The sequence below is a fragment of the Megasphaera hexanoica genome, from assembly GCF_043520715.1.
Classification (GTDB): domain Bacteria; phylum Bacillota; class Negativicutes; order Veillonellales; family Megasphaeraceae; genus Megasphaera; species Megasphaera hexanoica.
Genome location: NZ_CP171361.1, coordinates 400,553 through 420,016, shown reverse-complemented (window position 1 = coordinate 420,016; position 19,464 = coordinate 400,553). Strand labels below are relative to the sequence as shown.

Genomic DNA, 19,464 nt, shown 5'->3' with positions numbered 1-19,464 from the left:
CCACTCTGGTTTTCATCATGGGACTGCTGACATTATTCTAAAAAGAGCACCAATGCCCCGATACCGGGAATGATGGTCATGACGACTTTCAAAACCTTCCGGGGAATGCGCCGGGTAAATTTAGCTCCTATGTAGGCCCCGGTCATGAGGCCGGCAACGACCTGGATGAACAAGGTGAAATCGAGATTGCCTTCCAGCAGATAACCCAGACCGCCAAACACGGCAATGGGCAGGATGACCATCATCGTCGTGCCAATAGCTACGGGAAGGGGCAGCCCAAATAAGATGAGCAGCACGAGCTGGATGAAGGGCGTCGCCCCAATGCCGAACGTGCCGGACAGACAACCGACGACGAATCCGGCCGGCACTGCGGTCAGCCAGAATCGGGAGCCACCCTCTAGTTCAGTCGTGCCCACATAGGCAAACGGCCCGGACTGGGGATGATAGAGGCGCAAGTACATGAGTGCCATAGAGAGGAGCATCATGCCACCAGTGAACCAGTGCAAATCAGCCGCCGGAATCATAGCCGCGATTTTAGCACCGGTAAACGCGCCGGCTGCACCGAATACACCGACAGCAGCTCCGGTGCGGATGCGGACATTTCCTTCACGGAAATGACTGACCGCCCCGGATAAGGTCGTAAAAGTCATGGCACTGAGACTCGTCCCCAGAGCCAGATGAATGGGCACGCCAAAGGCGGCCGTCAGCACGGCAATGACCACACCAGCTCCGCCAGCCCCGGTCATTCCCAATAGGAACCCCAAAACAAATAACGTTATTAGAATCAACATTTCCATCACTCCTGTCCCGCCTGGTATTCTCTGAATATTACTATAGCATATTTCCGGTCATCTGTTATCTCTCCACCCAAAAGATATCCAAGAACAGCAAAGGGCTCCGCCTCTCATGGCAGGCGGAGCCCTTTATTTCATACACCTATATCTATGTCCATACTGCCGGGAAAGCAGGACCCATCTGCTGCGTTACATCTTACTTCCCGTATACGGATTAAACAGCGGCAAATCCAGCATCGAAGGCTTTCTGGTTGACTTCGATGAATTTCGGTTTGACAGCCTTGGCAATAATGGCTTTCCAATCAATGTCGGTCATGCCGATTGCCTTGATGAGTGCCCCCAGGAGAACGACATTGGCACTTTTAGGATTACCCAGATCGGTAGCAATCTTTGTAGCGTCCAGACTCATGGTCGGCACCTGTTCAGAGAGACTTTCAACGATGTGTTCCGGATAGGTCCGGGACCCGGACAAAATAGGCATCGACGGAATCCGGTAGGTATTGACGACGATTTTGCCATCTTTCTTCAAATACTTGGCATAGCGGGCCGCTTCCATTTCTTCAAAGGAGACGAGGAGATCTGCCGTCCCTTCCCCGATGATAGGAGAATAGACTTTCTTGCCGAAGCGGACCTGGGTGCTGACGCTGCCGCCCCGCTGGCTCATGCCGTGTACTTCCGACATTTTTACATCATATCCATTTTCGATAAGCCCCATGGTCAGGATTTTGCTGGCCAGAATCGTTCCCTGACCGCCGACACCGACGAGAAGAACACTTTTTACATCACTCATTATTTATACCCCTTTCTGCTGATGGCTTTGACCGGGCAGACCTGCATGCAGACTTTGCAGCCGACACAGTCCGATTCCACGATTTCCGATTTCTTATCTTTCAGATTAAAGCGTAAGGCCGGGCAGCCTGTGGTCAGACACTTCTTGCAACCAATGCATTTTTCTTCATCGATGACGCACGGTGTCTTATCGAGATTGAATTCTTCTGCATCTTCGTGAGAATATTTCTTGAGTACGCAGGGCCACTTGGTAATGATGACGACCGGTTCCTTTTCGATGGAATACGCCCAATCAAGGGTTGCTTTCATATCGGCCAGATTATTCGGATCGACCGTACGGACATTGCGGATTCCGAGGGCATGGACAACTCGTTCTACATCGATGAGCGTTGTCGGTTCGCCTTTAATGGTATAGCCCGTCCCAGGATTTTCCTGATGACCGGTCATGCCCGTAATGCGGTTATCGAGGATGACACAGATCGTATTGGATTTATTATACGATACTTCTGTAAGGGCATTGATACCCGTATGGAAGAAAGTCGAATCGCCCATGACGGCTACGACCCGTTTCTGCTGGCCACTGTCAGCAAAGGCTTTGACCATGCCGTGGCCCAGAGAGAAGGCACTGCCCATGCAAAGGGCCATATCTTTGGCATTGAGCGGTTCAGCACCGCCCAGGGCATAGCAGCCGATATCGCCGACCATGACCGTATCTTTACGTTTAGCCAGTTCATAGAAGAAACCGCGGTGGGGACAGCCGGCACAGAGCGCAGGCGGACGGGGGACAAATAAGTCATCGGAAACGGTGACCCCTTCTTGTCCTTTATGGAGAATCGCTTCAGCAATGATGTTCGGGTTCAATTCATCGATATTAGGAATGACGTCTTTCCCATGGCAGGAAATGCCGGCGCGCTGGATTTGTTCTTCCATGAACGGATCCAGTTCTTCGACGACATACAGCGTATCGACTTTATCGGCAAAGGCACGGATTTTATTCATGGGCAGTGGATAGGAAAAGCCCAATTTCAGGTACGATGCATTGTCGCCAAATACTTCTTTACAATAGTTGTAAGATACACCGGCTGTAATGATACCGATTTTTGTATCGTGCATTTCTTCAAAATTGAGCGGCGTCTGTTCGCTGTATTCTTTCAGTTTCTGTTCCCGTTCTTCGACAACGAAGCGTCGTACTTTAGAAATAGCCGGCACGGGATCCATCTTATCACGCTGTTTGACATAGGGAACCGCTTTGAAGGGAACGCGTTCACCCAATTCCACGAGGCTCTTAGAATGATCGACACGGGTCGTCATGCGCAGCATGACCGGCGTACCATAAGTTTCGCTGATTTTATATGCTTCGGCAACCATATCCTTAGCTTCCTGGGAGTCGGACGGTTCCAGCATAGCAATCTTGGCAAATTTGGCATAGTTGCGGTTATCCTGTTCGTTCTGGGACGAATGCATGCCCGGATCATCGGCGGAAACAAAGACAAGACCACCGTTGATAGCCAGATAAGCAAAGGTAAAGAGCGGATCGGCGGCCACGTTGAGACCTACCATCTTCATAGCTGCAAAAGAGCGGACACCACCGATAGAAGCGCCGATAGCTGCTTCCATGGCTACTTTTTCATTTGGTGCCCATTCGGAAGAAATACCGTCGTATTTCGCTACGTTTTCCAGGATTTCTGTGCTGGGCGTACCAGGATAGGCAGAAGCAAAGGACACGCCGGCTTCATATAACCCCCGGGCAATGGCTTCATTCCCCGTCATTAACTGTTTCATTCTGTTACCTCCTGTAAATAGACATATTGGAAAAATTATCCCTGATGACACTTGCGTGCCTGGATGAGACTGCTCGTCGGAACAGCCTGGATTTCGTCGCACATAGAGCGGACGGTGGACAAGACCTTATCCAGATCATATCCTGTATCATATCCTAAGGCCTGCAGCATATGCACCAGATCTTCTGTTGCGATATTACCTTTGGCCCCGGGCACGAAGGGGCAGCCGCCCAGGCCGCCGGCAGCTGCATCGAGAGAGGTTACGCCTTCTTCGACAGCTGCGTAAGCATTGGCCAGGCCCATGCCGTACGCATCATGGAGATGGATATCGATCTGACTGATATCACAGATTGACTTCAGGGCGCGGATAATTTCTTTTGTATGGGCCGGATTGGAAATACCTGCCGTATCGCCGAGGCCGATGCGGGTGACGCCGACCTTAAAGGCTTCTTCACACAGATATTTGATCCGGTCCGCCGGTACGTCATCACCGAAAGGAGACCCGAGACCGCAGGCCAGTGCCAGGGTCATCTTTACTCCTTTGACCTGGGATGCCATAGCCTTGAAGTTTTCCAGTGATTCTTCTATGGTCCGGTTGGCATTGCGTTTATTGTGTTCTTCGCTGGCAGAAATGACAAACTGGACGCTCGTCGCACCGGCCTTGAGAGCATTTTCAATGCCTTTGCCATTCAGTGTCAAAGCCATGAATTCGATATCTTTTCCTAATTCTTTCGCATACTTCTTACTTTCCTGCAGGACTTCTGCCGCATCCTTCATCTGCGGGACCCACTTAGGGCTGACGAAGGAGACGAGATCGAACATAGTGGCACCGTAATCGATCATTTCTTTGATATATTTGACTTTTGTTTCCGTCGGAATGGGAACTTTATGATTCTGCCAGCCATCGCGGGGGCAGACTTCTACGACGGTTATCTTTTTACCCATGATTCTTCCTCCTATTTAATAGCGCCATCGGCCTGCATAGCCGCAATCTGTTCATCCGAAAAGCCAAGTTCCTTCATGATATCCACATCGTCTTCACCGAGGTCCGGAGCCGATTTGCGGTATGTGCAGGGATAGGTATCCATCTTGATAGGATTGCCCAGGACGGTAAATTCGCCGGCTTTTTTGTCAGGAACCTTGACCAGCATATCTCTGGCTTCAACGATATTCTTATCGTTGCATACGTCGGCAATATCATAAATCGGACCGGCCGGAACGCCTGCACCGAGAATGATATCGACGACTTCCCGGCTCGTCTTATCGCTGGCCCAGTCTTCAATGATTTTTTTCAGGGAATCGGCATTCTTTTTGCGCAGTTCCGTATTCTTGTACAACGGATTCTGTGCCAGTTCAGGCATGCCCATGGCTGCCGAGAGGTGTTCAAAATGCTTGTCCGTCCCGCTGGCCAGTACGAAATAGGCATCCTTTGCTTTAAAGGAATCGTAGGGAGCGGAAGAAATGTATTTATTACCCGTCTTTTCAGGAACTTTGCCGGTATACAGATACTGCATGCATTTGGCTTCCAGGCCGGAGACGATGGAATCGACAAGAGCTACATCGATTTTCTGGCCTACGCCGGTCTTCTGCCGCTTAATCAGCGATGCCAGGATGCCCATACAGCAATTCATGCCGGCCATCATGTCGCCGATTGCCATGCCGGCACGGGTCGGTTCCGAACCGGGCCATCCGGTAATGCTCATGGAGCCGCCCATAGCCTGGGCGATGAGATCATATCCCGGACGGGAAGAATAGGGGCCGTACTGGCCAAAGCCGGAAATGGAAGCAAATATGATGCGCGGATTCAGGGCTTTACATTCTTCGTAGCCGAACCCTAATTTTTTGATAACGCCGGGACGCATATTTTCTAGAAGCACGTCGGCCGATTTGACCAATTCAGCAAAGGCCTTTTTCCCATCTTCTGATTTCAGATTGACGGCAAAACCGCGTTTGTTCCTGTTCAGATTGCCAAAATACATACTGCGGCCTGTCTTTTCTTCCAATGGCCGGGCATAGCGGCAGAATTCGCCTTTGGTCAGTAAATTTTCTACTTTGATGACATCGGCTCCCATATCAGCCAGGAACATCCCGCAGTAGGGACCAGCCAGGAAACCTGTAAAATCGAGAACGCGGATACCTTCCAATAATCCTTCAGTCATGTCTTTCACCTTTTCCTTTCTTTTTATACAATCAGTCTTATGAGCATTTCATTCGCCAGTATATATGAAATTTCAATGCCAAATATGAAATTAGCCATATATAGGGATCTAGCGGTGTATGTGCGGGATGAACTGCAAGCGGCGTATATATTTTTTTACATTAATTTGACATTATCCCTATTTTCCCGTACACTGAACGTGAGGTGAGGATATTGGAAAAAATCTGCTTCCTGGCCACTGACCAGGTCATGAAAAATAAAATCGAACAAGCCTTATGGAATCATACGAAAGAACCGGACAGTATGCCCATTGACGTAGCCATACTCGATTTCAATCATATCTTCCGGCAGGCCCGGGATATGATAAAAGAAGGGGCACAAGTTCTCATCGCCAGCGGCGGCACCTATCAGGAACTAGCTCCTGTCATCCGGGAAGTCCCGGTCCTGCGTCTGTACATTTCGACCTATGATATTATGTACGCCTTGGAACAGGCACGGAAGTATAAAAAAATTTATCTTCTCCTGAATTCCAGTGTCATCTTCGAAAGTTCTATGTGTCCGCCGGAATTACGGAGCAAAACGGAAATATATACCTATAAAGACCGGCCAGATCTGGAACATCTGGTGGACAGTCTCGATGTCGGTCCCGATATTGCTATCGTCGGCACAGCTATCCTGCCACGCATCACCAACATTCCTCTGCCCATATTTACTATCATGCCCAGCAATCCGACCATCTTTTCACTGTATCAGTATGCCCACGACCTGGCCTCGTTCAATAAGCGGGAACGGCAGCAGTTATCTTTGCTCTCCTCTGTATTGTCCCACGTCGATGAAGGCATCATCATGTACGATGCCGAAGGCACTATTTCCCATATTAACAAACAGGCCCGGCTATTCCTGAAGATCAGGGAAGATACGCCGTCTATGGAAACCATTCTCCCCAGGCAGCAGGGAAGCCATGCCTATTCCTATTCCAATACAATCGTAGAAAAACCACCTTATACGCTCGTACTGAATTCCTCACCCTTTTCTATCGACAAGCAGACCCGGTACATCCTGAGCATCCGTGATGTCACGCAGCTGCAAAAAATGGAAAAGAATATCCGCTATAAACTCTCCAAAACAGGTCTGACGGCAGTGCATCATTTCGCTGATATCCTGACGGCGGATGCAAAAATGAAAGCCCTCAAGGCAACGGCAGAGACGATGGCCGCCTATGACGCACCAATCCTCATCCAGGGAGAAAGCGGCACCGGCAAGGAACTTTTCGCCCAGAGCATCCACAATGCCAGTCCTCGCCGCAGCGGTCCTTTCGTCGCCGTCAACTGCGCCGCCCTGCCACCGGAACTGCTGGAGAGCGAACTCTTCGGCTATGAAAGCGGCGCTTTTACCGGGGCCCGTAAGGAAGGCAAAGCGGGATTATTCGAGCTGGCCCACGGCGGAACGATTTTCCTCGATGAAATCAACAGCATGTCGCCAGCTATCCAGTCCAAGCTCCTGCGTGTCCTGGAAACGAAACAGGTCATGCGCATCGGCTCGGACTATGTCATTCCCCTCGATATCCGCATCATTTCCGCCACTAATACGGATATCATCGAAAAAATCAACGAGGGCGCGTTCCGCAAGGATCTATACTTCCGCCTGAACACCCTGACTCTTACCCTGCCGTCTCTCGACGAACGGCCTGCCGATATTGTCTACCTCTTCCTCCATTTCCTGTCGGAATTCGCCGGGCACACCGTAAAAAAATCTGCCCTTCCGGAACCGCTCCGCCAGGCATTACAGGACCATCACTGGTGGGGCAATATCCGGGAAATACGCAGTACAGCTTTGCGGTATTATATTTATGGGAAACCCGGTTCGCCTTCCTATGATTATCTCTTTGACCAGACAAATCACAAAAAGCGGGCCCACCTCATCGACCCGCGGACGTTCAAACTGGATATGAAAAAGGCCCAGCATACCTTCCAGCAGCTGGTCATCAACGACCTGCTGGAACAGGGGTATACAAAAACTGAAGTGGCTTCCATGCTCAACATCACCCGCCAGACTTTATTCAACCACCTGAAATAAAGCGTGCCGGCAGACTAAAAAGACGGAACCAAAATGGCTGAAAAGCTCATTGGGGTTCCGTCTCTGTTTATGTAGTCTATCTGCTTTTAAAGAGGACAGAGTATATTGGCAATAATATCAAAGAACAAGAACGCACAGATCATCAGTACCAGCAGGTTGGCTCCGGCAATGACGAGAAGCTGGACGAATACTTTATTCTGCTGTTCTTTGGTAAATTTATCCTTCAATTCTACAGCCATGATAGCAATGATCATGGCACCGCCCGTGGACATAGGAGAAATACCGCTGCAGGAGCCGCCGGCTGCGACGGCTGACATGAGGGCCACGGGATTGACGCCGCCAATCTGCTGGGCAATGCCGACGCTCATAGGCATCATCGTCGGATAGACGACACCCAGGGCCGAACTGACGAAACTCAGCAGGCCAGCCGACAAAGCCATGAAGGTAGACGCCGTCGATGGCGACATCATGCCGGCCAAGATCTGCGTTAGGAGGGCAATGCCACCCGTTTTGGCCACGATATGGAGCAGCGCGCCTACACCGAGGACCATGAGGATAGTCCCCCAAGGAACGGATTTGATACACTTGCCATCATCGGCAATATGACATAACAGGAGGACAGCCGATACAATCAGTGCCGCCAGCCCGACGTTGACCTTTGCAAAAATGATCAGGGCCAGCATAGCGATAATGCCGCCGAAAGAAATCCACTGCTTTGTCGTAAAGCTTTTTGTTCCTTCTTCGTCACTTTCCATCTGTTCCGGCGCTTTTACTTTGTATCCTTTAAAGGCGATGAATAGCAGAATGGCCACTACAGCATTGAACAGCGTCACATTGACAATAATAGCCGGCACGGCACTGGCACTGCTGATTCCCGTATTTTCCAAGGCACTGAAAATAATGGCCGTTTCCGGCGTAATCGGGGAGAACCGGCCGCCGGTCATACCGCAGATGCCGATGAGAGACAACATGACCGGATTATAGCCGACCCGTATACCGACGGCAATGCCCATGGGAATCATAATGGCCAACACAGGAATGCCGCCCGGGCCGGCACCGGTAATAATGCCTCCGGCGACAAATAATAGAATCGGGATGAGCCATAACCGCCGTCCGGCAACGGCGACTATTTTGTATGCCAGCAGACCGAGAGCCCCCGTATCATTGACGATAGAAAACAAAAGAGTAATGCCGACCAGGGTAATGAATAAATTCCCATTGACACCGGCAATGATTTCTTTGCCCGGCAGCCCGATCAGCATGGTACAGGGCACGGCCAGGGCCAGTGCCACGATGCCGATATTTATCTTACGGATAAAAGCCAGCACGATAGCTACAATAAAAAATATAATAGAAATAATATCTGCTCCCATATCAGGATCCTCCTCGTATTCACTAATCCGGTATTTCCGTACGTTCACCAATCCGGGCATAATACAATCACTGATTGATTCCATTATGCCCTTTTTCCCTTCCTGTTTGCTATCCCCCCTCTTGATTATATGAGATATGAAATATGCGTTTTTGTATTTGGTATTGTACATGAAATTATAATGCCAAAATAAAAAAGGCTGTATACAGCGGTTTCCGGCCGTTCCGGACAAAATAGTGGCTTATGATGTATATATTTTTTTACATATATTTGACGTTTCGTATATATCCATATGCCATAACCACTATGCACAACAGAACTTCAAAAAGATGGTCCAAGTATTTGAAATACAGGGAGAATCCTCGTACAATAATAGTACTGCATGAAATCTTTATTTTACAGACAGGTACATTATGGACGAAGAAAAATATTTAGAACTCATCAAAATAAATCCGCTGACCATCCGCCACATCGACCATCCGTCACGGCGCCTGCAACTGGCTGCCGTAGAAGGAAACGGCCTCATGATACAGTATATAGATCAGCCCGATGCCTCCATCCAAGAGGCCGCCATCGCCAATAAGCCTGAAGCTATCCGCTATATCCGCCAGCCCATTCCAGGACTGGCCGAAAAGGCCATCAAAGCCAACTGGTATAATCTGAGTTATATCAAGAATCCGCCAGAATCGCTGGTCCGTCTGGCACTGAAACAGTCGGCCTGGGCTATCCGCTACGCAAAAAATCCCAGCGAAGAACTGCAACTGGCCGCTATCGAAAAAAACTGGGAAGCACTGCAGTATATCAAGGATCCCACGCCAGCTGTGCAGCTGGCTGCCGTACGACAGAATCCGGAAGCGTTGCGCTATATGGAGTCTCCCACGGTAGAAGCTGCCGATCAGGCCATTGGCAGCGACGCGCGGACACTGCGCTTTGTCATGCATCTGACCCACGACCAGGCCCTGCATTTCCTGGGCATCAACGTGTCTGTACTGGCCACGCTGCCACCGTCCGTCCACATCAGCGAAGACGAATGCCGGTCCGTACTCAGCCAGGTCCTCGCCCGGACTGACGTACCGGAAAAATACGTCCGCAATCTCATCGGCTGCCGCGCGCTGAAGCAGCTCTACCACTGGACGCCGGCCGATGTACTGCGCCTCATCTATCACAAGGGCAGCTGCCGGACTAAACAGATTGCCGTCGATGAACGGCTTCGTTTTAAACAGAACCGGGAGGAATCATAATGGATACAACACTGGCAGACCAGGCATTCGACCTGCGCAATCGTCTGGAAATCTGGGCCAACGATTATTATTTTCTACCTGACCCCAAAGACCGGGCCAGTAAACTTCCAGCGCCTCTCAAAGCCGAATTTTTTATCTTTCTCAGCCACCTCAGCGTCGCCCTCATGGAAGATGAAGATAATTTCTTCGGCTACTTCTTTTTCCAGATGGGAAAAGAACTGGATCTGACGCTCCGAGCTCCTACGGGAGTCACCTTCCGGGGTACGAAATACGTTCTTTTTTTCCAGCCCTTCCTGTTTCTGGAACAGACACCGGAACAGATGCTCAGTTCCATCCGTCACGAAATCCTGCACATCGTATTCCGCCATCTCCTGCGCGCCCGGGACCTTCGCAGTTCGTACAGCAAGCTGGCCCTCAACCTGGCCATGGATGCCATCGTCAACACGTACCTCGACCCGGTCCCGGCTGACGGCGTGACAATTGAACGCATCAACGGCCAATATCAGCTCTATCTGACGCCATACGATACACTGGAAAATTACGCCGAACAAATCCAGCATGGCCTCGAATGGAAGGAAAAGAGCCAGACGACTACGACCGACCAGGTCACCGATTCGGACAAGCCCCAGTTCGACCCGGCCCACGCCCACGATTTGTGGGAAACGGCAGACGCCTCCGATCCGCAGACCATGGTCAAATTTACGGAAAAGTATCTCGACGAAGCCGATAAGGGCAATCTGCCATCTCATCTCAGCAGTGCCATCGCCGCTATCAAAAGCGAAAACCCGGCCCTGCCCTGGGACTGGTACCTGCGCCGCATGGCCGGCACGTTGTCGTGCGGCACCAAACACACGACGGCCCGGCTCAGCCGCCGCCAGCCGTACCGCCTCGACCTGCGGGGAGAACTCCATCATTATAAGGCGCGCATCCTCGTCGCCCTCGACGTGAGCGGCAGCATCAGCGATGCCGAGTTCCATCAGGCCATGGAAGAAGTATTGCATATCGTCCAGACCCAGCGCGTAGAAATCACGGTCATCGAATGCGATGATCAGATAAAAAAAGTCTATCACGTCCGTTCTGTCCGCGACTTGCAGGAACGCTATCCCTATCGGGGCGGCACGGCCTTTTCTCCGGTCTTTGCCTATGCCAACAAACATAAAATCGACCTGCTCATCTACTTTACCGACGGACAGGGAGAAGAGCGTCTGGAAGTCAAACCGGGAGGCTATAAAGTATTCTGGATTATGTCAGGCAAGGGGAAGACCTTGTCTCTCCTCAATCCGCCGGGCCTTATCAAACCATTGAAAACAAAAGAAGACATCACCCTTTCCGAACTGGATGACCCCCATAACGACGGCTATTCCATGAACAATCAGGAACCCATCGCTTTTACCTGATGCACCTTAACAGACGTTTAACACACACGTGCGTTAGAATTAATACACCCTAACGCATATGTGCGTTAGGGTGTATTAAGGTGTGTGTTAAAATACAATTTCTCCCTCAGTATTTTCATGACTATCTCCGATTCACTGGCTTATAATGGGCATATTTTCCTCTCCCTTCTAAAATAAGTTTATGGTTTTTCTTTAACTTATTAAGTAAATGATAAGCCTGAGCCGGAGAAACATGAAGAAGCTTGACAACATCTGATCTTGTTACCAGTCCTTGCTTTTGAGCCAGCTTCAAGATGAGTTCCGGGTAACGAACTGTATCGATGTCAGTTTGACGTACATATCCAATGGTGTTCTCTTGTCGCTGATATAGATGGGCACTGAGAAAATATCCACGACTTTTTCCCCGGCCTATCGCCTCAATCAGACCAGATTCTACAAGCGATTCAAGCGTAGTTGGGAGCTTATATGAAGGAATTCCGGCAGCATCAGCTATTTCCTTTTGTAACATCCGGTGATGTGTTTTCAACAGATTAAGGATCAAGAGTTCGTAAACGGTAAAATCACGGTTTAGTTTTTCTTGTTCTTCTATGAGCAAGCGGACAAAATTTTTATCAGGACGACTGTCCGGGATATAAAGCCGCACAGAAGTATCAGTAGATTGACTGTAGTCTGGTGGCAGTTTGCCATAGCGCAAACTGCCAGCATAGATGCGGTCAATACCCCGGCCAGACCGTTCGGCCATTCCAATGCGTTTTAAACAATCAGCAAGCACGGGATTTCGACCGTGAGGTTCAGCATCTAACAGAGAATCATAAGTAATGCCCTGGATAAAGCCACCAGGATTAGCAATAGTCATACCATCGCGTTCAATAAGGACACGGACACGTCCCAGCATGGAATAATCCCGATGACTATACGCATTAATGAGCGCTTCACGAAATGCCTGAGGAGCATAGTGCGGAATGGGAACACGGAATAGTCCAACATCAATTTCCTCTTCCTGATTAATAGAAAGAAAGTACGTATTAATTTTTTCAATACTGGCCAGCAGAGGAAGAGTAAAAGTTTCGTTGACACGAAGTTGGGCATTATCCATAATTTGTATAGATGATTCCGCTGTAGGGATAAGTTCCTGCAGGCGCTCTGCACGACCAATGAGCAACATTCCGGTGACAGTAGGAACATAGCCTTCGCTTATTTTTGTGACAAGCCGAAGAGCTTTATCCAGCTCCAGATCATCTAGCTCCAAAAGTGCGGACTCTCCATGATAGGTACGAATGATATGGCGCAACCGTTCCCGTTCAGCAGCGCTCAAATCATCCCGGGTTGAGTCAGGCAACGGTTGCGCAGAGAAATCCAATAAAGACAAACTGGAAAGCCGCTGAGGAATTTCATAGGGATATAAAGGAACATTTTCTGGTGTATGATCTGCTTTTAACCGACGTTTTTGTATTTTTCCGGTGGCACTTGCTACAATCGAGGTATATCGGGGAACGCTTAACTTCAAAACATCACATTGCCCATCATGAAGTATTGTCGCACGTGTGCTGACTGGAGGAACTGTTTTATTGGCAATGAAGGCGGTAAGACGAGTGATATCCCGATGTTTAGGATGAAGACCTGTTATTGTGCCATCATCCTCTATACCAAGATACAGATCACCACCTTCTGTATTGGCAAAAGCTACAACAACATCAATAATATCGTTATCAGATAAACAATTTCTGTCGCTTTTAAATTCTACGGTCAAGCTTTCTTTGGTGGGAAACATACACATCGTATCACATCCTTTGCATTGATTTTAACACACACGTGCGTTAGAATCAATAGACCCTAACGCACATGTGCGTTAGGGTCTATTAAGGGGTGTGTTGAAATGCCGTTTTTCCCTATGAAATCTACATTATCAGACCATGGTCACGACGTATGCCAGGGCTTTGGCGCGGGCATACAGTAATTCTACGCTGGCGTATTCTTCCGGACTGTGATGACGGCTGCCTTCGACACCCATAGCGCAGATGGTCGGCACGCCGGCCGCTACGGTATAGGCCGAGTCAGATCCGCCACCGACGATGATACCGCTGGGGCGGGGCATACCGAAAGACGCATAAGCCTCCTGGACTTTGGCCAGCAGACCATCAGTCCCGGCCATTCGTTCCATGGGAATGCAGCACGAAAGCTGTGTCAGAGATGTCTTTGTCCCATTGACATAGGTCGTATGGGCTACGTCCTGTAATTTTGCTTCAATATTGAGGACATACTCTTTCTTGAGATAGCGGACATCGATGAGGATAGATGCCGTATCCGGGACGGCATTGGCTACGGTACCGCCGGAAATGACACCTACATTATAGGTCGTTCCCTGTTGCCAATCCGTCAGATTCTGGATAGCAATGACCTTGTGAGCCATTTCCAGGATAGCACTGCGGCCTTTTTCCGGTTCATTTCCTGCATGAGCCGCAATACCGGTGACATCCATGCGATAGGTCAGTGCCCCTTTGCGCTGGACGACAACTTCATTTCCCAGACGGCCGCTTTCGCAGTTAAAGGCAGCTACGGCTCCCCGGGCTTGTTCCATGATCTGCTGGTCGCAGTCAGAATCGCAGTGGCCTACCTCTTCATCACCGGCCAGGACGAGGCGGACCGGTCGTTTGGCCCAGCCCGCTTCTTTCAATGCTTTCATGGCAAATACGGCAATGGTTACGCCGCCTTTCATATCGAGGACACCGGGACCATAGGCCTTGCCATCCCGCAGGGTAAACGGCCGGGCTGCTACGGTACCATCAGGGAATACCGTATCCATGTGTCCCAAGAGGAGAACCGGGGCTTCCGGTACGTCTTCATTCAGGGCCGACACGAGCATATTGCCGGCCCGTTTCATTTCGTGGATTTCCGTATAGGCCCCAATCGTATCCAGTTCTTCCTGTACCCGGTGCGCCACGGCATCGACACCGGCCTTATTGGCTGAACCGCTTTCTATCTGTACCAGCTGCCGCCAGAAATCTATCATGGCGTCGCGGTGCCCATCTATATAGACAGCAATCTGTTTCCGTATATCTTCCATTGTATATCACTCCTTTATACCATGTTCCCCTATATCATAGCATAAGGTCCGGAAAAAGATAGTTTGCAGTCCCGAGTTTGCAGAGGAAAGACCGCTGGCCGGGGAAGGCCAGCCGTTAGCAGTCAGCAGCTAACGGCTGGTGGTCAGTAGGGCTTTGCCGTTTCTGCGCGTAAAACGGGGCTGTACCCTAATGAGCTTTTCAGCCATTGGGGTACAGCCCCTGTCTCTGATCTGACACTGCCGGATTATTTTCCCTGCAAACTAATTACTGGTCACTATCTTTCCCCGCCTGCGACGGCTTCGCGGCCTTTCTGGAAGGCCTTGAGATTGACATCGACGAATTTCGGTTTGACCGTACGGGAAATAAAGTCCGACCAGTCCAGGTTGGTCAGGCCCAGTGCCTGGACGAGAGCCCCCAGGAGTACGACGTTGGCACTCTTGGGATTGCCGATTTCCGTAGCAATGCGGGTAGCATCGAGGTCGAGTACAGGGAAATCTTTTTTCAGTGATTCAATAATGTGTTCCGGATAGGCAACCTGACCGGAGAGGACCGGCAGGGACGGGATGCAGAGCCGGTTGATGACCATCTTGCCATCGGGTTTCAGGAATTTGGCATAGCGGGCCGCTTCCATTTCTTCAAAGGCGACGAGGATATCTGCCATGCCTTCCCCAATAATCGGAGAGTAGACCTTTTTCCCGAAGCGGACCTGGGTGCTGACGCTGCCGCCACGCTGGCTCATGCCATGTACTTCCGACATTTTTACATCATATCCGTTTTCTATGAGACCCATGGTCAGGATTTTACTGGCCAGAATAGTTCCTTGTCCGCCGACACCGACGAGCAGTACATTCGTTACATCACTCATTATTTATACCCCTTTCTGCTGATAGCCTTGACCGGGCAGACCTGTGCGCATACGCGGCAGCCAACGCAGTCGCTTTCGACGATTTCCGATTTCTTATCTTTCAGATTGAAGCGCAGTGCCGGACAGCCTGTGGTCATGCACTTCTTGCAGCCGATGCATTTTTCTTCATCGACGACGCATGGCGTATGATCCAGATTGAATTCTTCCGCATCTTCCTGGGAGAATTTCTTGAGTACACACGGCCATCTGGTGATGATGACTACCGGTTCATTTTCCAGAGAATAGGCCCAATCGAGGGTTGCTTTCATATCGGCCAGGTTGTTGGGATTGACCGTGCGGACGTTCTTCAGTCCCAAGGCGTGGACGACCCGTTCCACATCGATGAGCGTCGTCGGTTCGCCTTTGATATTGTAGCCCGAACCGGGGTTGTCCTGGTGCCCGGTCATGCCGGTAATCCGGTTATCTAGAATGACGCAGATTGTATTGGATTTATTGTACGATACTTCCGTGAGAGAATTGATGCCCGTATGGAAAAAGGTAGAATCGCCCATGCAGGCGACGACCCGTTTCTGCTGGCCGCTCTTGGAGAAGGCGTGGCTCATGCCGTGGCCGATAGAGAAGGCACTGCCCATGCAGCCACCTAGATCCTTGGCATTGAGCGGTTCCGACCCGCCCAGGGCATAACAGCCGATATCGCCGACCATGACCGTATCTTTGCGCTTGCCCAGTTCATAGAAGAATCCCCGGTGAGGACAGCCAGCACAAAGAGCAGGCGGACGGGGGACAAACAGGCCATCGGGAACAGTCTTGCTGGGGAAACCCTTACCCAGGATGCCCGTAGCCACGATATTGGGATTGAGTTCATCAATATTTGGGATGACATCCTTGCCGTGACAGTCGATGCCGGCCGCTTTTATCTGTTCTTCCATGACCGGATCCAGTTCTTCGACGACATACAATGTATCTACTTTTTTGGAAAAAGCACGGATTTTTTCAATCGGCAGAGGATAGGAAAAGCCGATTTTCAGGTACGACGCCTTGTCTCCCAGCACTTCTTTGGCATACATATAAGCCACGCCGGATGCGACGATCCCGATTTTCGTATCGTGCATTTCTTCATAGTTGAAAGGAGAATTTTCCGAATATTCCTTCAGCTGTTTTTCCCGTTCTTCAATGACATAGCGGCGCTGCTTGGAAACGGCCGGCACATCATCGAGGCGGTCCCGTTGTTTGACATAGGGAACAGCCGGGACTTCCTTCCGTTCACCCAGTTCGACCAGGCTCTTGGAATGGTCCACCCGGGTCGTCAGGCGGATCATGACCGGCGATCCGTATTTTTCGCTGATTTCATAAGCTGCCCGGGTCATATCGAGACATTCCTGTGAATCAGCCGGTTCGAGCATACAAATTTTCATCGCCTTGGCATAGCGGCGGTTATCCTGTTCGTTCTGTGAGGAATGCATGCCCGGGTCATCGGCATTGACGAAGGCCATGCCGCCGTTGATTCCCTGATAGGCAAAAGTAAACATCGGATCAGCCGCTACGTTGAGGCCGACCATCTTCATCGCTGCAAATGACCGGACACCGCCCATGGATGCCCCGATAGCCGCTTCGACGGCAACCTTTTCATTCGGTGCCCATTCGGAGTAGATTTCATCGTACCTGGCTACGTTTTCCAGGATTTCTGTACTCGGCGTACCCGGGTAAGCTGATGCAAAGCTGACGCCTGCTTCATAGAGCCCGCGGGCAATCGCTTCATTACCAGAAAGTAATTTTTTCATGTATAGACCTCCCGTCCTTTTTAGAACGTAAACTAAATGACTGCATTACACTACTGTACATGGAATAACCGTGCCAGATACTATAGCTGGCAAAATGCCCTGCAAATGCGCTTTGTCACCATCCGGCCAATCTGGTATTTGTACGGAATGTTAAATATTTTTGTCGTCTTTTACATCAGACATTTACAGTTGTTCTATTCCGGTATACACTAGTACAAAGAAAAGGAGGCCGACTATGGATACCATCTATTTTTTAATCGCCGATACCGTACAGGAACGTATGATAGAACAGACCTTGTGGTCCTATCAGGAGAGCTTCAATACACATCACGTCGCCATCAGGATTGAAATCATCGATTTCCCCCGTCTGCTGTACCAGGCCCGCGCTATGATCCGCAAAGGAGCCCGAGTCATCATCACCAACAGCGGGTCCTACCAGATATTGTCCAATGCCATCGACGATATTCCCATCCTCTGCCTGTACAGCTCGACAAATGATGTCCTGTATACTCTCCGGGATATCCACTGCCAGAAAATCCATTTGTTCCTGAATAAACATTTCATCTTCAATATCAGCGCCTGCCCGCCGGACGTACGCCAGCGCCTGATTGTCCATCCACCGTACGGAATCGAACCAACCTATCATAAATTGTTGAAAATGGTACAGAAACTCCCCGTCACACCCGATACGGCCATCGTCGGCTGCACTCTGCTGCCCCAGATTGCCCGGAACAGCCCCATGCCGATTTATCCCATCCGGCCCAGCGAATCGACCATCCTGTCCGTATACCAGTATGCCCTGGAACTCATTGCCTTCAATAAGAAAGACCGCCGCCAGCTTTCTCTCCTGGCCTCCATCCTGTCCCACGTGACCGACGGCATCATCCTGTATTCCACAGGAGGCGTCATTTCTCATATCAACCGTCAGGCCCGGGCTTTCCTGTCCCTGCCGCCCAATACGCGGAACATACGCGATATTTTCCCGGACTGGCAGGAGGGGAGCCAGCCATCGTTCAAAGAAAAAATCATCCAGCGGCCGCCTTATACCCTGGTAGCCAATTCGGACGTATTCCTCATGGATAAGGAAAAACAGTATATCCTCACTCTGCGTGACGTGACCGAACTGCAGCGGATGGAAAAAAATATCCGTTACAAACTCTCCCGGACAGGCCTCACGGCCAGCCATCATTTCTCCGATATCAAGACGACCGACCCGGCCCTGCAGACGCTGATCCGTCGTGCTGCCACCATGGCCTCTTACAATGCACCTATCCTCATACAAGGGAAAAGCGGCACCGGCAAAGAACTCTTTGCCCAGAGCATCCACAACGCCAGTCCCCGGCGCAACGGCCCCTTCGTCGCCATCAACTGTGCCGCCCTGCCACCGGATATCCTCGAAAGTGAACTGTTCGGCTACGTAGGAGGCACCTTCACAGGAGCCCGCAAAGAAGGCAAGGCCGGCCTCTTTGAAATCGCCCACAATGGCACGATTTTCCTCGATGAAATCAACAGCATGCCTCAAGACATCCAGTCCAAACTGCTGCGCGTCCTGGAAACAAAACAGGTCATGCGCCTGGGGTCAGACTACGTCATTCCCCTCGACATCCGCATCATCTCGGCCAGCAATGCCGATATCATCCAGTCGGTCCGCAAGGGGACATTCCGGCGGGACCTCTTCTTCCGCATCAACACCCTGCGCCTGACCCTGCCCCCCCTCAACGACAGACCATCGGATATCCCGTACCTGTTCTCCTATTTTCTCAATACCATCTCCGGCACCTCGGTCCCGGTCCCACAGACACTGAAAAAAATACTCACCCATCATCACTGGTGGGGAAATATCCGGGAACTGTACAGCGTAGCCCTGCGATACCATATCTATGGCGATACCGGTGATTCGTCCTACCAATACCTGTTCGACACGACAGAGGAAGAACAGACACCGCAGCTCCTTGATACGGGTTCCCTGTCCCTCAATATGAAAAACCTGGAAACGACCATCGAACAAATCCTCATACAGGAACTATCCGACAAAGGCTATACCCAGACAGACATAGCCAGACTCCTGAACGTCTCCCGCCAGACCGTATTCAACAAGATGAAGAAATGACAGTCAAAAACCGCCCTGCACGCGATACATGCAGG

At 50.5% G+C, this 19,464-nt stretch carries 14 protein-coding genes; 4 read left to right on the top strand and 10 right to left on the bottom strand.

The features are described from left to right. Positions 1–32: 32 nt before the first annotated feature. The 5 genes from ACGTIC_RS01945 to ACGTIC_RS01925 all read right to left on the bottom strand — a co-directional run bounded on the left by ACGTIC_RS01945 (position 33) and on the right by ACGTIC_RS01925 (position 5,523). Positions 33–791, bottom strand: a complete 759-nt coding sequence (locus ACGTIC_RS01945; protein ID WP_113855240.1) for a sulfite exporter TauE/SafE family protein — start codon at positions 789–791, stop codon at positions 33–35. Positions 792–1,008: 217 nt separating this feature from the next. After that, positions 1,009–1,584 (bottom strand): indolepyruvate oxidoreductase subunit beta, encoded by a 576-nt coding sequence (locus tag ACGTIC_RS01940; protein WP_113855239.1) that lies wholly within the window; start codon positions 1,582–1,584, stop codon positions 1,009–1,011. Beyond that, positions 1,584–3,365 carry an indolepyruvate ferredoxin oxidoreductase subunit alpha gene (gene iorA, locus ACGTIC_RS01935; protein ID WP_113855238.1) on the bottom strand — a complete coding sequence of 594 codons (1,782 nt, stop codon included), beginning with the start codon at positions 3,363–3,365 and terminating at the stop codon, positions 1,584–1,586. Before iorA (ACGTIC_RS01935) ends, ACGTIC_RS01940 begins: the two co-directional genes overlap by 1 nt. A 35-nt stretch (positions 3,366–3,400) precedes the next feature. Then, the gene (locus ACGTIC_RS01930) at positions 3,401–4,309 is read right to left on the bottom strand and encodes a hydroxymethylglutaryl-CoA lyase (RefSeq protein ID WP_113855237.1); all 909 of its coding nucleotides are present in this window, start codon (positions 4,307–4,309) and stop codon (positions 3,401–3,403) included. 11 nt (positions 4,310–4,320) lie between these two features. Then, on the bottom strand, positions 4,321–5,523 hold the full coding sequence (locus ACGTIC_RS01925) for a CaiB/BaiF CoA-transferase family protein (protein WP_113855236.1): 1,203 nt from the start codon (positions 5,521–5,523) through the stop codon (positions 4,321–4,323). A 203-nt stretch (positions 5,524–5,726) separates the two neighbouring features. On the opposite strand from ACGTIC_RS01925, the gene ACGTIC_RS01920 reads away from it, so the two are divergent. After that, positions 5,727–7,598, top strand: coding sequence for a sigma 54-interacting transcriptional regulator (locus ACGTIC_RS01920; protein WP_257536615.1), 1,872 nt, complete (start codon positions 5,727–5,729; stop codon positions 7,596–7,598). Between the two features lie 86 nt (positions 7,599–7,684). On the opposite strand, the gene ACGTIC_RS01915 is transcribed toward ACGTIC_RS01920, so the two are convergent. Then, positions 7,685–8,971: an SLC13 family permease gene (locus ACGTIC_RS01915; protein ID WP_113855234.1), complete on the bottom strand. Its 1,287-nt coding sequence runs from the start codon at positions 8,969–8,971 to the stop codon at positions 7,685–7,687. A 412-nt stretch (positions 8,972–9,383) separates the two neighbouring features. On the opposite strand from ACGTIC_RS01915, the gene ACGTIC_RS01910 reads away from it, so the two are divergent. Together ACGTIC_RS01910 and ACGTIC_RS01905 are read left to right on the top strand one after the other, a co-directional pair. Next, positions 9,384–10,211 carry a hypothetical protein gene (locus ACGTIC_RS01910; protein WP_113855233.1) on the top strand — a complete coding sequence of 276 codons (828 nt, stop codon included), beginning with the start codon at positions 9,384–9,386 and terminating at the stop codon, positions 10,209–10,211. Then, positions 10,211–11,608, top strand: a complete 1,398-nt coding sequence (locus ACGTIC_RS01905) for a VWA-like domain-containing protein (protein ID WP_113855232.1) — start codon at positions 10,211–10,213, stop codon at positions 11,606–11,608. The genes ACGTIC_RS01910 and ACGTIC_RS01905 overlap by 1 nt, the downstream gene beginning before the upstream one ends. Positions 11,609–11,729: 121 nt before the next feature. Here ACGTIC_RS01905 and ACGTIC_RS01900 read toward each other — a convergent pair whose 3' ends face one another. The 4 genes from ACGTIC_RS01900 to iorA (ACGTIC_RS01885) form a co-directional block, all read right to left on the bottom strand. Then, positions 11,730–13,379, bottom strand: a complete 1,650-nt coding sequence (locus ACGTIC_RS01900) for an RNA-binding domain-containing protein (RefSeq protein ID WP_257536614.1) — start codon at positions 13,377–13,379, stop codon at positions 11,730–11,732. A 135-nt stretch (positions 13,380–13,514) separates the two neighbouring features. Continuing rightward, positions 13,515–14,672: a M20 family metallopeptidase gene (locus ACGTIC_RS01895; RefSeq protein ID WP_257536613.1), complete on the bottom strand. Its 1,158-nt coding sequence runs from the start codon at positions 14,670–14,672 to the stop codon at positions 13,515–13,517. A 275-nt stretch (positions 14,673–14,947) separates the two neighbouring features. Further along, on the bottom strand, positions 14,948–15,538 hold the full coding sequence (locus ACGTIC_RS01890; RefSeq protein WP_059076288.1) for an indolepyruvate oxidoreductase subunit beta: 591 nt from the start codon (positions 15,536–15,538) through the stop codon (positions 14,948–14,950). Beyond that, entirely contained in the window at positions 15,538–17,319 is a 1,782-nt protein-coding gene (iorA, locus tag ACGTIC_RS01885) for an indolepyruvate ferredoxin oxidoreductase subunit alpha (RefSeq protein ID WP_113855230.1), read from the bottom strand. The genes ACGTIC_RS01890 and iorA (ACGTIC_RS01885) overlap by 1 nt, the downstream gene beginning before the upstream one ends. Before the next feature lie 235 nt (positions 17,320–17,554). Here iorA (ACGTIC_RS01885) and ACGTIC_RS01880 point away from each other — a divergent pair, with 235 nt between their 5' ends. Further along, entirely contained in the window at positions 17,555–19,429 is a 1,875-nt protein-coding gene (locus tag ACGTIC_RS01880; RefSeq protein ID WP_113855229.1) for a sigma-54-dependent Fis family transcriptional regulator, read from the top strand. Positions 19,430–19,464 lie beyond the last annotated feature (35 nt).